Source organism: Parabacteroides caecihominis, from assembly GCF_023656785.1.
In the GTDB taxonomy this organism is placed as follows: Bacteria; Bacteroidota; Bacteroidia; order Bacteroidales; family Tannerellaceae; genus Parabacteroides; species Parabacteroides segnis.
The window spans coordinates 1-15,567 of the sequence record NZ_JAMOKS010000032.1 but is presented as its reverse complement, the minus strand read 5'-3'; the positions used below and the strand labels follow the sequence as shown (position 1 = coordinate 15,567).

The 15,567-nt window shown below is 36.4% G+C and carries 12 protein-coding genes; 4 read left to right on the top strand and 8 right to left on the bottom strand.

Annotation, left to right across the window (positions count from 1 at the left end):
- Positions 1 to 101 precede the first annotated feature (101 nt).
- Entirely contained in the window at positions 102 to 1,025 is a 924-nt protein-coding gene (locus NBH14_RS28875; RefSeq protein WP_186961142.1) for an acyltransferase family protein, read from the top strand.
- A 118-nt stretch (positions 1,026 to 1,143) separates the two neighbouring features.
- Here the strand turns inward: NBH14_RS28875 and NBH14_RS21730 are convergent, their stop codons facing one another.
- The gene (locus tag NBH14_RS21730; RefSeq protein ID WP_186961143.1) at positions 1,144 to 1,905 is read right to left on the bottom strand and encodes a WecB/TagA/CpsF family glycosyltransferase; all 762 of its coding nucleotides are present in this window, start codon (positions 1,903 to 1,905) and stop codon (positions 1,144 to 1,146) included.
- A 241-nt stretch (positions 1,906 to 2,146) separates the two neighbouring features.
- On the opposite strand from NBH14_RS21730, the gene NBH14_RS21725 reads away from it, so the two are divergent.
- Positions 2,147 to 3,112 (top strand): glycosyltransferase, encoded by a 966-nt coding sequence (locus NBH14_RS21725; RefSeq protein WP_186961144.1) that lies wholly within the window; start codon positions 2,147 to 2,149, stop codon positions 3,110 to 3,112.
- 16 nt (positions 3,113 to 3,128) lie between these two features.
- Here the strand turns inward: NBH14_RS21725 and NBH14_RS21720 are convergent, their stop codons facing one another.
- The 5 genes from NBH14_RS21720 to NBH14_RS21700 are packed head-to-tail and all read right to left on the bottom strand — an operon-like array spanning position 3,129 to position 8,755.
- The gene (locus NBH14_RS21720) at positions 3,129 to 4,088 is read right to left on the bottom strand and encodes a glycosyltransferase family 2 protein (protein WP_186961145.1); all 960 of its coding nucleotides are present in this window, start codon (positions 4,086 to 4,088) and stop codon (positions 3,129 to 3,131) included.
- 8 nt (positions 4,089 to 4,096) lie between these two features.
- Positions 4,097 to 4,999, bottom strand: coding sequence for a glycosyltransferase family 2 protein (locus tag NBH14_RS21715; RefSeq protein ID WP_186961146.1), 903 nt, complete (start codon positions 4,997 to 4,999; stop codon positions 4,097 to 4,099).
- Complete coding sequence (locus NBH14_RS21710) at positions 4,965 to 6,314, bottom strand: hypothetical protein (protein ID WP_186961147.1); 1,350 nt, start codon at positions 6,312 to 6,314, stop codon at positions 4,965 to 4,967. Before NBH14_RS21710 ends, NBH14_RS21715 begins: the two co-directional genes overlap by 35 nt.
- A 6-nt stretch (positions 6,315 to 6,320) precedes the next feature.
- Positions 6,321 to 7,916 (bottom strand): GumC family protein, encoded by a 1,596-nt coding sequence (locus NBH14_RS21705; protein WP_128135533.1) that lies wholly within the window; start codon positions 7,914 to 7,916, stop codon positions 6,321 to 6,323.
- Between the two features lie 8 nt (positions 7,917 to 7,924).
- Positions 7,925 to 8,755 carry a polysaccharide biosynthesis/export family protein gene (locus NBH14_RS21700; RefSeq protein ID WP_250817755.1) on the bottom strand — a complete coding sequence of 277 codons (831 nt, stop codon included), beginning with the start codon at positions 8,753 to 8,755 and terminating at the stop codon, positions 7,925 to 7,927.
- A gap of 200 nt (positions 8,756 to 8,955) precedes the next feature.
- Here NBH14_RS21700 and NBH14_RS21695 point away from each other — a divergent pair, with 200 nt between their 5' ends.
- Positions 8,956 to 9,810 carry a CvfB family protein gene (locus NBH14_RS21695; protein WP_186961149.1) on the top strand — a complete coding sequence of 285 codons (855 nt, stop codon included), beginning with the start codon at positions 8,956 to 8,958 and terminating at the stop codon, positions 9,808 to 9,810.
- 473 nt (positions 9,811 to 10,283) lie between these two features.
- Here NBH14_RS21695 and lepA read toward each other — a convergent pair whose 3' ends face one another.
- Positions 10,284 to 12,071, bottom strand: a complete 1,788-nt coding sequence (gene lepA / locus NBH14_RS21690; RefSeq protein ID WP_250817754.1) for a translation elongation factor 4 — start codon at positions 12,069 to 12,071, stop codon at positions 10,284 to 10,286.
- Between the two features lie 84 nt (positions 12,072 to 12,155).
- On the opposite strand from lepA, the gene NBH14_RS21685 reads away from it, so the two are divergent.
- Positions 12,156 to 14,324, top strand: coding sequence for a tetratricopeptide repeat protein (locus tag NBH14_RS21685; protein ID WP_186961151.1), 2,169 nt, complete (start codon positions 12,156 to 12,158; stop codon positions 14,322 to 14,324).
- Positions 14,325 to 14,445: 121 nt separating this feature from the next.
- Here NBH14_RS21685 and NBH14_RS21680 read toward each other — a convergent pair whose 3' ends face one another.
- Positions 14,446 to 15,369 (bottom strand): AraC family transcriptional regulator, encoded by a 924-nt coding sequence (locus tag NBH14_RS21680; RefSeq protein ID WP_186961152.1) that lies wholly within the window; start codon positions 15,367 to 15,369, stop codon positions 14,446 to 14,448.
- Positions 15,370 to 15,567: the final 198 nt, after the last annotated feature.

Sequence of the window (15,567 nt, the reverse complement as noted above, 5' to 3'; positions counted from 1 at the left end):
ATAGGACTTGACTTTTTATTTCAGCTGGCTAAAACCATTTATTTTATATAAGTAACTGTAAGCGATTTAATAATAATCGTAGCAACAAATATTTATACATTATGACACTACTCCAATCGTTAAGCAAAGACAGGAATTATTACATGGGAACTGCTATAATCTTAGTATTGTTCTACCATTTAATGGGCGCCTGCGGATCTTCTTTCAAACTCCTGAAAATATTCATGGGAGGATATATAGGTGTAGATATCTTTCTATTCCTAAGTGGACTTGGTTTATGCCATTCATACGACAACCACACGCTTAAAGATTTTTATAAAAGACGATTTGTTCGAATTTATCCCTTATTTTTATTATTCGCTATCATTCGGACACTAATGCACGCCAACCTCTTAAACATAAATGTCAGTTTATGGGACTGGTTTTGCAATCTGACCACTTTATCATATTACCAGATAGGGGGGTTCTTCATTGATTGGTATTTAAGTGCATTATTTATTTTATACCTACTTTTTCCTATATTCAGAAAAAAAACCAACATTGTAACTATATCTTTATCAATTGCCTTAATTATAATAATATATTATTTTGTAGGGAAACCTTATTGGACTTACGACTGTTTAATTTCAAGAATCCCCATTTTTATGGCGGGCATATATATGCATGACCATCCTAACAAATTCAAACAACTCTTTTGGGGATTCACTCTCTGTCTATTGCCGGCTTTTTTACTTAACTCTTCAAACTTCTTGTATGCCACTTTATCTACACCTTTACTCTTTATAGCTTTATATGCCTTAATACAACCTATAAATATAATCAAAATAAAACATTGGGTGGAGATTTTAGGTAAGTATTCCTTAGAAATCTATATAGGGAATTGCTTGACTATGGAAATATTCCATGACATAATAGTAGAAAAAGGCATCGATATTATCGTATATACATTCGGCACAATTTTATTTTCGATTGCTTTTGTTTTATTAGGCAATTTATACAAACAAATCTTAAGACGCAGAGGATAGATTCCATAGCAAAAATTCCTCCATAAAAGAAAAGCAAAATCTTATGAAGACGCTACGTATAAGATCATACCACATATCTAAAAGAAATTAAATAAATACATTATAGAATATTAAGCAATCATTCCTTATCAAACGGATTTTCATAAATATGTAACAATTGCTGTCCGAAATAATAAAAAAATCTAATATCATCAATAAAATAACGTTTAAACAATCTCTTTGGTTCCTGTATGCAACGATACAACCACTCCATACCTATTTGTTGCATAAACCTAGGAGAACGTTTCAATGTTTTAGCTTCAAAATCTATAGTAGCTCCCAATCCCATAAACAAATCTATTTCAGGGAGAAATTTCCTGTACTTCATAATCCACTTTTCTTGTTTAGGAGCGCCTACCCCAACTAATAGCACATTAGCACCAGATTTACGTATTATATCTATAATAGAACGACATTCTACCTCATTTTTTTCGAAACCAAAAGAAGGAGAATGAGCACCCACTATAATCTTTCTTCCTATTTGATCATTTATTTCCGCCATGGCTTTTAAAGCGACTCCTTCAACTGCTCCCAATAAAAATATTTTACAATTCGGATCATCTTTATGATATTGATAAAATGCAGTAAAAAAACTACTACCTGGAATAGCTTGAGGAAATGACCGCTTTAACAATTTTGAGACAAAATATAAAATCTTACTATCGCATATTACCCACTCAGCCTGTTGATATACATTGTAAAATTCTTTATCTTTTTGGAGCTTGACTAAATGATCTATATTCGGTGTTATTAAAACACCTTTTTTTAACCGAAAGAGTAACTCCGTTTGCGTTATTGACAATATGTCCACATTTAGTATTCTTATAGTATTTTTTATCATAGAGATATAACTTGATATTCCTTCATAATAAAGCAAATTTACTCAAAAATTTGAAATCTCAATAATAAAGGCATCTATTTGTCACAATATTCTCCATTATTTATCGAAGAAAACACCCTGACTTCATTTATTTAATAGCAAGAAGAAAGAAGATACTTTATTCTAAAAAATAAAACTCAAATTTACATACATACTGAAATTCTTTTTGTAACTTTGAAAAGAGAAATATTAAAATGGATTTATGAACGTTTTATTAGTAACAAATATGTTTCCTTCCCCCAAAGATCCCTATTTCGGTATTTTTGTAAAGGAGCAAATGGATGCCGTATGCAAAATTCATCAAGACATATCTTATACTGTCTTTTATATTAATGGGAAACTTTCTAAAATAGAATATTTAAAATCTATTTTTAAGATTCATAAGAGAATTACAGAGATGAATTTTGACCTAATCCATATACATTATGGTTTATCCGGTCTATTTTTATTAAAAAAAATCAAAAAAAAGATCCCTGTGATTATTACGTTACATGGAGGAGATATACAGATCGAGCAGGGTAAAAACATTCAAGTATTTCTTACAAAACTCATCCTAAAAAGGGTCAATATGGCCATTACTTTAAACAAAAAAATGGATGCTATTGTAAAACAATACACTCTACATACAAAAATAATACCCTGTTCAGTTGACACCAGTACATTTACTCCGTCACCAAACAAAAGCAATTCAAATATAAAGAAGATTATTTTCCCTAGTGATCGATCTAGGACAGTAAAGAATTACCCATTATTTGAAAATGTCATAAAAATTTTAAGGAACAAATATAATATACAATGTTCAACTATAGAAATAAAAAACATGTCAAGAACCGAAGTTGCAGCATTATATAATTCTTCCGACTTAATGATAATGACTTCTATTTCTGAAGGTTCACCACAAGTTATCAAAGAAGCTATGGCTTGTAACCTACCGATCATATCCACTAATGTGGGAGACGTATCAGCCCTATTAAAAGGAGTAAAAAACTCTGCAGTTTCCCCTAGCGCAAAAGCAGAGGAGCTAGCAGAATTAGCACAGCAGTCTTTGAATAATGAGATAAAAGGGATTGAAGGTCGAGAAAAAATCAAACAATTAAAATTGGATGATTATTCTATTGGAGAATCCCTATTTAATATATATCACCAACTCATTTCTCCAATAAAATAAAAAAGTTAAGACTAAATCAATTACGTCTTATTTTTTTACATAAATACTTAATATAAGAAAATATTTTCACACCTACAGAAAGCCCTCCACCTCCTCTAACAGCTTTAATAAACACTAAATAATAAGGTATAGAACGCCCTGTCACCTTTATTTTATTTTCCCAATATGACAATTCATCATATGTCCTACACATTAACATATAAAAATAAAGTTTCCGTATTTTACATGCTAACATTTCAAATACCCCACTCTCTATATAAGCATCATAATGCTCTTCTAATATTTTTTTTTGAACCTCCATAGAATATTGTATAGAATTCTTTTTATATAAACTAGTTTCATTCGTAACAGAATCTTGGCGACTACGATCTCTATTAATTATTATTTCATTACAAAAAAACTGTTCCTTTGAACGTTTATATAAATTCAGAAAGGTCAACTCCTCATAAATCCTATATTTCTCATTAAAACGAATATCATCCCACAAGGATCTTGATACGACATGAACAAAATCACCTGTTACTTTGCCTGTTATCCACATAGAATATGATAAAATAGCTTGTCCCCTCATTAATAATGGATTAGATTCATAATATGTTAATCTATCATCAACAGAGAATAAGTAATATGAAAAGCCTACAAATTTAGTCATTACATCAATAATATTCTGTAAGGCTTCCTTGGCCAAACAATCATCACTATCACAAAAAAGGACATAAGAACCTGTTGCTATATCTAGTGCTTTATTCCGAGCGCTGTTTGGTCCTCCATTTTTACTCTGTCGCACATATTTTAAACGTGAATCCCCCCTTGACATTTTCTCCAATAAAAGATCTGTTCCATCCGTTGAGCCATCGTCTACAATAATATGTTCCCAATCACAATAAGTCTGCATTCGCACACATTCCACACAACGTTCTATACAATCTACTCGATTATAGACTGGAGTAATAATACTAAATTTTATTGGTTTCATACATTCCACTATTTATTCAAAAGACAATGTTTAACAAAAGCTGCCCAACCACGAGGCTGACGTCCTATAGATTTGAATAATTTAGAATATCGTTTTTTACGATAAAGCTTATAAGATTCAAATATGGAAGTCATCGGCCACCATTCATTTCCATTCTTAATCATATAAGGCTTAAAGTTTTTATAAATAGAAAGTATAGTAATCCAATTCAAATACTCGTAAATAGCATATCGCAAATACAAGAAATTACGTTCTATGATCTGCCGCTTAAAATTGCTACTCAATTTTTCTGGTACATCTTCTAAATAAACACCTAAAATGCCTTCCGTTTTCTTCAACTTACCTGTCCGTGCCAAACGAATCTGAAAATCAAAATCTGCAACTAAAAAGAACTGTTCGTCAAAATATCCTAACTTCTCATGAAGTTCTTTTCTCCACATAGGGAAACAACCTATTTGATGACTGATAAAAAATGCAGAGGGATTTAAAAGGAAATCTTCATTTATAACTTTTTTGTCACTTATACATCCATATTGAAACATATAATAAAAATCACAATAAGTCAATAATATATCAGGATTTTCATCTAATGTTGCAGCTTGCAAAGACAAAGACTCCGGATAACGAATATCATCTACATTCCAAATACAAACGTACTTTCCTTTAGCTAAACGTATTCCTCGATTCCAAGTAACATACAGTCCTTCCAATTCCGGAATAATGATATGGCGGACGAACGGAAGTTCTGAAATATTTTGCTGCATAATATCCAACTCTGCTTTAGTTGGAGCATTATGCAATAATAAAATTTCCACTTCCTCTGGATTATCAATTCGGCGTACCCAATCAAAATATCCTTGAAGATATTTTTCACATTTATACAAGGAGGTTAGAACTGTTATTTTCTTCATTCCGTTTTTTATCTATTATAAAATCAAACAACATCAAAACAAAAACATTACGCCCAACTTGATATAAGGTTTCAGAAGTCAAAGAGGTACCCAATACCAACAACATATATAGTAAAAGAGACAATGATAATTTATCTTTCCGATTTACAAAAAAGAACCAAGCCAATCCTATATAAAACACCAAATAAGCGAATGTTCCAACATATCCATATCTAGCCACAAAATTAGACCAAGCAATATCAGGCGTATCCAGTTGATATATTCCGCCGTTCTCATCTGGAAGTCCAATAACAAAATTAAAATTATTATATGTATATGGAGAATCGTCTGTCATTAATCCCAAACCAAAAAACTCATACATGACATTTGTCTTGGAATACAAATAGCGTTCCATAAAATGTGCTATACGGAATGTAAATGTTGACTCCGAGTCCATTTCAAAGTTTTCAATTTCATCGCTATCCTCTATTTCCGCAAAATTTCCTTCCCGCAACATTTGCAAATCTGAAATTGTTCTAGAACCGACCTGAGCAAACAATATAAAACATAAAGGAATTGCGACCAACAATGCATAAGGCAAATAACGAATAAACCGTTTCAAATTCCCGACATTCAGCATATACCCAAAAGACAAGGTTAAAATAACCATTATGATCAAACTCCGGTGCATCGGCAGGAAACTGGTTATAATCAATACGATTCCGGCAAAAGTACTATACTTTTTCCCTAACGGCTGAACAAATAACGTATAAAAAATAAAGAAATAGAGCATTCTGGGAGAATTATAAAAACGATAAATTAAATCTCCCCCCGATTTATCTTCTTCCCCAGCCAATATAGCTTTCCCGGTAAAAGCCTGTATAGCAAATAAAAGACTTTGGAACAACACGATATACAACAATATCTTCAACAATCGATCCACTTCTTCTTTCTCTACGCGTCTCAACGGATAATAAGCCAACACAAAGAAATAATTACGAGAAGTTTTAAGTATATCTCCCCAGCCTATTCCATAAACAAATTTATTCACACCGATAATGACTAATATTGCGGCCAAATAAACTGCAATTAAATAAGTCATTCTGTTCAACGGTATATAATCATGATAAGCAAAACAGCCATAAACAAATAAGACAAAGATATATACCAATGCAAAATCGGTAGATTTTGAAAAGCCTAATCCAGTTTCAAACAGTTCATCCGGGATAATTTGAAATCCGTAAAAAGAAAAAAAGAAAAATATGAGCAAAGAATAAGTTCTTTGCCCACAAATATACAATGCTATTGCTAATAATAATAATGGTATAAACAACATAGCGAATTATACTTTCTTTCTTTTTCTTAATAGCTCAACACATACAATATAAAACATAGAAATAATAACCGATAAAATAGTCACCACCACCAATACGACCGAAGACTTAGGACTAACCGGTTCAGACAAAACATAAGCAGAATCTACAATTTTAGCTCTCGGTTTCACCAATGCTTGCGTTAAAGCATTCTCCTCACGCTTCTGCAACAAGAACAAGAACAACTCCTGCTTGATCATCTGCTGCCTTTTCATAGTGATAAATTCACGTTCCTGCTGTGGCATATTGGCAATACGGGAAAGGAAGTAATTTTCTTGCGACTGCAATTCAGTACGAGAACGGCTAAATCCAGATTTTATGCTACGTACCGTTTCCAACATATTCGAACGCATAGCATCTATCTGCTTATTCACCAAATCTATTGCAGGGTTTCCTGGTTTTGTTGTCATCATTAATTTGATACGCTCCAATAATGCCTCATTATATGTCTGTAGACCTTCCAACACAGTCCGGTCACTTAACCCTATATTCAACGGTACCAGAGAATAGCGGTTTTCATCCTTAGTCAAGAATTCTTCCACTAACTGAATTACTGTATATTGAGATTCAGCTTCAATCTGACGTTCCTTAAAATCCTGACTTTTCTCTAATATGATTTTAGCTTCTGTCTCAATATCCGTCAAATTATTCGTTTTCTTATATAATTCGATATCCCTTTCCACACTATCCAATTCCGCTTCCATCAAAGAAATCCTTTCTGTCAAGAACTCATCCATCAACTTAGTTTCATCATTTTTATCGATTTCACCATTTTTATTGTAAAAGTTGACTAGGGTATTCAAAATATCAAATCCTCTCTTCGGATTAACTTCTTCCATCATTAATGATATCACATTTGCTTTCTTAGAATATAAATCAACAGTCACTTGCTTCTGATATATTTCCGCACACAAATTATGACCCATATAGTTAATTTCCAAACTAGTATTTTTTTTAGGAATATAGTATTTAGTCGTATCAAAATAAAATGTCCCAAAATCTGTATTCAATTTCACCGGAAATTCTTTTGTTTCAACACTTCCTATCTTTTTCCAACCATTCTTGGCCTTAATCTTACACACCCCGTTTTTAGACAGATTCACGTCAAAATTAATTACTGCCCGCAAAGTATCGGCCAATGGATTGACTGTATACACAGATATAGGAGAATCCTTATAACAATCTTTGGTTCGAGGAAAATCAGACAACAGATATTGGACATTCAAACCCAAATTCTTACTTAAATCACGGAATATACTATAGGAACTCAGCAGAAAAAGTTCATCATTTACGGACACTCCTCCCATTGCAGAACTTCCACCAAAAGCAAAGCTCTGCATCATCTCAGATGCAGCCGCTGCAGAAGCTGAAGTTCCGGAAATACCTTTATCTTCTTTTATCAGGATATTTGCATTAACCTGCAATACAGGTGGCTTTATCTTCAAGTAGACAACTCCCAATATCCCCAATACAAAAATTGAAACTACAAAAACCGGCCAATACTTAATGTATCTTTTGTAGATTGCTTTAATATCAATAAACTCGTTATTTTCAACAGATTTCATATTATTCCTTATTTTTTCATTGCTATAATAGACATTACAACACTCATTATCACAGATAACGTACTTGCAAAGGTTGAAATTATGGATAAATTATATTGTTCAGACTGACTGTAACGGGAGGATTTTTTCTTTTTGTCATTCGGTTCTACATAAACCACATCATTCTGTTCCAGATAAAAATAAGGAGATTCCAACAAATTCGTCTTTGTCAGATCCAAATGAACCAATTTCTTTTCCCCATTTATATCCCTAACCAGCTTTACATTGGTACGGTCACCATAAATAGTCAAATCACCAGCCAACCCTAAAGCATCCAGTAATGATATACGATCTGAATAAACAGTAAAAGAACCTGGACGAAGCACTTCTCCAATTACTGTAACTTTAAAGTTTTCTATCCGAATATTAACTATAGGATTTTCTACCGATTCAGATATTCTGTCTTCCAACATATCAACCAACTCTTTCACGGTTTTGTCTTTCACTTCTATTTTTCCCAATACCGGGAAATTAATATACCCTTCATTATCGACAGTATATGGCGCATACATTTGAGATGAACTCAGTTGTTTTTTATCCGTTACTGAATTTGTTTGTGTCTGTAGCAAGTCTGTCACAGATACAGCATACAGGTTAAACGGAGCTACGGCAGCTATATCCAAAGCTGAAACTGTTATTACCAATTTATCTCCAGATTTCAACTTGGGATCATAATTCATTTTAGTACCTAATAACTCTTCTCCTGAAACATATTTTGCATCATCAAAATATGTAATATTCTTAGGAGCCGAACAAGCTCCAAACAAAAGCAAACCAAATAACAATACCTTCAAATTCATATATAAATTTTTCTTCAAATAAGTTGCAAATATACGACTTTTAGTTCAACCCCGGACCATATAAGTGTGTTCTTCTAGTCCGAGTTACATCTATAACGATGCATTTGTTAATATATTGCTGCATGATGAAGTAAAAATATAGGAGATTTTATCTCTCTTTCTTGAATTATCATGTACTTTTGTCCCAAAAGAAACAGATTATGCTTGAAGTAGGAAAATATAACACGCTAAAAATAGTAAAAGACCTGGATTTTGGGGTCTACCTGGACGGGGGTAATGGGAAAGAGATACTTCTGCCGGCCCGTTATGTTCCAAAGAACGTAAAACCGGGGGATGAAGTGGAAGTCTTTATTTATCATGATAATGAAGGCAGGCTGATCGCTACGACAGCACGACCGCTGGCCACTGTCGGCGAATTCAAATTCATGGAAGTCAAATCGGTTAATAACACGGGGGCTTTTCTGGAATGGGGGCTGATGAAGGATCTGCTCGTCCCTTTCAAAGAACAAAAGATGCCGATGCGCGAAGGCAGATGGTATCTGGTATATGTCCATCTCGATCATATCACCGGACGTATCGTGGCATCTGCACGTATCGACAAGTATCTGGACAATGTAGTGCCCGAATATACCTTCAATCAGGAAGTTAACTTACTGGTGGCGGATGAAACGGATATCGGTTATAAAGTTATTATTAATAACCTACATTGGGGATTGGTATATTATAATGAAGTCTTTCGTCGCCTAGAAAAAGGAGAAGAGATTAAAGGCTACATCAAAGAAGTCCGCGAAGATGAAAAAATAGACGTAAGCCTCGTTCCGCTGGGCTATCAGAAAATAGAAGGACTGGCCGGAACCATTCTCGAATCGTTAAAAAGTCAGGGAGGATTTATCGCTGTACACGACAAAAGTGACCCGGAAGTCATTCAATCACTTTTCCAATGCAGCAAGAAAAGCTTCAAACAAGCGATCGGTGCCCTTTACAAACAACATCTTATCACGATGGAAAACGGCGGCATAAGTTTAGCAAAAAAGCAGGATCAAACAGCCGAATAGCACTACATTTAACTAAATATCAAACATTTACGAGTGACGCCGCCTTATATATGCAGCGTCACTCATTTTATTATTAACTTTTTCCGGCACAAGTCATTCCTGATAAAGTCCAATACCCTCCCGAAAGAGCCTAATACTTTACAAGAAGTTTCTTGTTGAATACTAACTTGTATTTTAGATTCAAACCTATATATTTTTAATCTTTCGACCATGGGCAACTTCAAATTTGCCCCAGGTCAACTATAAATTCAACCTGGGTCAACTACGTATTTCACCTGGGTAGAATGATTAATAAGTTATAACTTTACATCTAATTATATATCAGTAAAGGGGTTAAGGTAAATAGTATGATCGCTAAAAAATAGAGGCAATGATACCAAACAAAAAGTGACGCCGTCCTAAATAGCCAGCGTCACCTTCTACATATTGATAATTAATAGCTTCGTACTTACAATTCTTTTTTGAAGCTGTTTTTAATCTAACTTTAATACAGCAAGGAATGCCTTCTGCGGAACTTCTACCGATCCGATCTGCTTCATTCGTTTCTTACCTTCTTTCTGTTTTTCCAGCAATTTACGTTTACGTGAAATATCACCACCATAACATTTAGCTGTTACATCCTTACGTACTGCCTTGATCGTCTCACGGGCAATGATCTTCGCTCCGATAGCTGCCTGAATGGCAATATCAAACTGCTGGCGAGGTATCAACTCCTTCAGTTTTTCACACATACGACGGCCGAATGCCACACTGTTATCCACATGTGTCAATGTAGACAGGGCATCCACCGGCTCACCGTTCAACAGGATATCCAGCTTCACCAATTTACTCGGGCGGAAATCATGGATATGGTAGTCAAAAGAGGCATATCCTTTAGAGATACTCTTCAGTTTATCATAGAAGTCGATCACAATTTCCCCTAAAGGCATATCGTAATGGATTTCCACACGATCGCCTGAAATATATTCCTGTTTCAGCAGAATACCACGTTTACCCAGACAAAGTGTCATGATCGGACCGATAAAAGTCGTGTTCGTTATGACAGAAGCACGAATATATGGCTCATCGATATGATCGATCAATGTCGGTTCAGGCAAACCGCTAGGGTTATGAACTTCTATACAATTACCTTTTTTATCATATACTTTGTACGATACGTTAGGTACTGTCGTGATCACATCCATATTGAATTCACGGTCCAGGCGTTCCTGGACAATCTCCATATGCAACAATCCCAGGAATCCGCAACGGAAACCAAAACCCAGAGCGGCAGAACTTTCCGGCTGGAATGTCAGGGAGGCATCATTCAATTGCAGTTTCTCCAATGACGCACGCAGATTTTCAAAATCTTCGCTGTCGATCGGATACACACCGGCAAACACCATCGGCTTCACTTCCTCGAAACCGGCTATACCAGCCTTTGCCGAACGGGCTACATGAGTTATAGTATCGCCGACCTTTACTTCTTTTGATGTTTTAATACCGGAAATGATATAACCCACATCACCGGTTCTGATTTCACTGCGTGGTGACATTTCCAGCTTTAATACACCGACTTCGTCTGCGTCATATTCTTTTCCTGTAGCGATAAACTTGACATGGTCTCCTTTTCGGATCACACCGTTCACCACCTTGAAATAGGCAATAATGCCACGGAATGAATTAAATACGGAGTCAAAGATAAGACACTGAAGCGGTGCTTCCGGATCTCCTTTGGGAGCCGGCACTTTTTCAATGATCGTATCGAGGATCTGAAAAACACCTTCACCGGTCTTACCGCTTGCCCGGATAATATCCTCACGTGGACAGCCCAACAGTTCAACAATCTGATCTTCCACTTCTTCCGGCATAGCGCTGGGAAGGTCTATCTTATTCATGACCGGGATGATCTCCAGATCATTTTCGATCGCCATATACAGATTGGATATAGTCTGCGCCTGGATTCCCTGGGCGGCATCGATAATCAGTAAAGCCCCTTCACATGCAGCAATAGAACGGGAAACTTCGTACGAAAAGTCGACGTGTCCCGGCGTATCGATCAAATTCAGGATATATTCTTCACCTTTATAATTATATTTCATCTGAATGGCATGACTCTTGATCGTAATGCCTCGTTCGCGCTCCAGATCCATATCATCGAGGACCTGCGCTTGTAAGTCTTTGCCTTCGACTGTCTTGGTATATTCAAGCAAACGGTCAGCCAAAGTACTCTTACCATGGTCAATATGAGCAATAATACAGAAATTGCGGATATTCTTCATGTGCTAATTTATTTTAGGTGTGCAAAGATAGGAATTTTAGGTCAAAAACTATACTTTTGGCATACCATTTGTTGTTAATATTATATGACACTACAAGAAATAAATAAAGCTTACAACCGTATTATCGGTTCATTAGATAGCAAGGAGTTAAAGAATGCTTTTGATTCCATTCAGGCACTCATTTCCGGAAGCCGTGAAATATCGTTCCAGGACAAATTGAATGAGTTGCAGGATACATATAAATATATGTTGCGTTATCGCATCGAAGGAGCCAAAGATCCGATGCAGGAACAGATATATAATAAGATCCAGACCTCCTCATACGAGTTGGCCGACCGGATCAAGCATAAAGCAATGGCTGTTGAATCGCCTTTGGCCTTCTATAGCCGGCGCAGGAGTTTGCAGGTCCAGCCTAACGTGACTTTCGAGAATCTCCACCTCCAACTAAGCAAGCATTATGCGACTGGAAACAGGGCCGAATATGACGCCATGCTCATTGTCCTGTTCAATAAGATATGGGTCTCCGATCCTTTCACGGTTGAAGATGCTGCTGTTATAAAGAATATTCTTTTCGATAACGAACTCCCGTTTACGGCAGGCTGTCAGATTGTTTCATCGCTGACGCTCGGATTACAGGCTGCTTTCGACCCGGAAAAAATGATGTTATTGTTTGATGCGGCAAATCATAGGAATGAAGAGATCAAAGTACGTGCGCTGATCTCCATTCTGCTTACATTATATACTTATAGAAAAAGAACGGCTCTTTATCCGCAAATAATAGACAGGCTGGATGCTCTTTCAGAGGTTCCTGGCTTCACGAAAGCTATACGGACCATCACACTGCGTTTTATCCTGGCCCGTGAGACAGAAAAGATTACACGTAAACTACAGAATGAGATCATTCCCGAAATGATGAAACTGAGTCCTAAGATCAGCAATAAAATAAATCTGAAAGACATTACCCCGGAACAGCTTGGAGAGGAAATGAATCCGGAATGGGAAAATATATTTGCCGATAGTTCGCTGGGTAAAAAGATGGAAGAATTCAGTGAACTGCAACAGGAAGGTGCCGATGTCATGCATTCCACCTTCGTTCATTTGAAGAGTTTCCCCTTCTTCCGCGAGCTGAGTAACTGGCTTTTGCCGTTTACGACAGAACATTCATCGTTCGGGGATCGTTTTAACCAGAACAATGGTGAAAAACAGATGCTGGACTCCATGACGCTGGCAGCATTCATGTGCAATTCCGACAAATATTCATTATACTTCAGTATGATGCAGTTGCCTGAAGAAGCTAAAAAAATGATGATGAATCAGTTTGATAGCCAAGCTACTGAAATGATCCAACAGAATAAAGAAGAACTGATCAGTAAACGGGGCAAACTGGAAACGATTACAGGACAATATATACAAGACCTGTACCGCTTCTTTAAAATATATCCGGGACATTTGGATTTCAACGACATTTTCACATTGCCTCTTGACTTTCATAACCTGGCTATTTTACGTCCTTATATCTCCGATGAAGAAAGTCTGAGTACGATTGCAGAATACTACCTGCGCAAAAACTATTTCAGTGATGCTCTGACCATCTTTAACCAATTGGCTGAGACGGATCAGGAGAGTGATATACTTTTCCAGAAAATAGGCTACTGTAAGCAGATGAATGATGATTTACAGGGAGCTCTCGACGCTTATTTGAGGGCAGATCTTTTAAATCCGCAAAGCAAATGGGTGATCCGCCGGATTGCTGGTTGCTACCGTTCGCTGAAAGAACCGGAAGAAGCATTAAAGTACTATCGCCGGTACGAGAAGCTGAACCCTGATAATTTATCTATTACAATCAGTATCGGACATTGTTACCTGGAACTCAAAAACTACAGTGAAGCATTGAAATGTTTCTTCAAGGTTGATTATATGGATAGCAATAGCAAGGCATGGCGTCCTATAGCCTGGTGTTCGTTCCTGACCGGTAAATATGACCAGGCACGCAATTATTACAAAAAGATATTGGCTGATCAACCCAATACGCAGGACCTGCTAAATGCCGGCCATACGGAATGGGCTCTGCAAAATATAAAAGGGGCTATAGAATTCTACAGGCAGGCTATAGAAAAAGAAGACGGGAATTTCTATAAGTTCCAGGAAGAATTTAATCAGGACATCCCGGATTTAATCGTGGCCGGTATAGAAGATTCAGAAATATCTTTGATGATGGATCAGTTGAGGTATGTGCTAAATGATTCTTTATAAAATAAACTATAAACAACATACAGATAACACAGATCAGGCAGATTTACATGGTAAAGAATCCATGTAAATCTGCCTGATCTGTACTATTCATGTGCCATAAGCAAATGATGCCCCCACCCTGTTATACCGGTTCAACTGGTATACAAATATCCACAATAAACTTTTTTTCCGGATGTTCGTCATGGTTATTCTGATAAATCTCATAATGATGTCCATAACCACACTTACAGCCATTTTCTTCCAATAAATCGAACATTGCCATCCAGGCAGCCGGAAACTCAGACATAGATAATTCAAAACGTCCAACCGCATACAACCCGCCGGAGAGCTTATAACTTCCAATAAATCCTTCCGGCTTCATTTCTTCCGGAACAAACATGGCCGCATCGGCTGTTAATTTATCAACCGGGGTAACACGGGGATCATCATGATAGACGGACAATAACCTCATATCCGGTTGTGAAACAAACCCTCTGGGCAATGCCCACTTCATAAGATTGGCAAAAGCCTCCTGCATCTGGTCCAATGCTCCCTGATGACGACAATAAATAATAGCCCTCTCAGGCATTTGCTTAATTTCAAAAGTGCAATTCATATCCATACCATTTACTTTGATTGTTTTATCACGACAAAAATAGCGTGAATAAAGCGAGGTATGTTGCTCGTTTATGCTCTTGAATTGACATTTCTTGCTATCCGGATATCCGTTCTTGCGACGATACTCTTCGGCAGAAATACCAAAATGACGTTTGAAACTACGACAAAAAGAAGAGGCGGAAGAAAACCCCCAATCATAAGCCACATCCTTGATCGCAGCAGGATCACTCAGCAAAACATTGGCGGCCCGCTCCAATCTTCTCCGAAGAATATACTTTCCTACAGGTTCACCCATGGAGGCAGTAAATATCCGATGAAAATGATAAGTAGAAATATCAACTAATGACGATAACTTATCTATCGATATCTGCCTGTTCAGATTTGAATTAATATAATCAATAACCCGGTTGATTTGTTTTGTATGATCTTGTAATGTTGTATTCGCCACGTTATATGTGTATTTGAATGAGGTACAAATATAGGAATTGGTATTCATATATAAAAAGGAGCTCTTCATAAAGAGAAAAAGGAACCAACCTTACGATTGATTCCTTTCATTTGTTTGGAGTCTGTGACTCTAAAACGGCGGCTATCTACTCTCCCACTTTTACGCAGTACCATCGACGTGGTTGGGCTTAACTTCTCT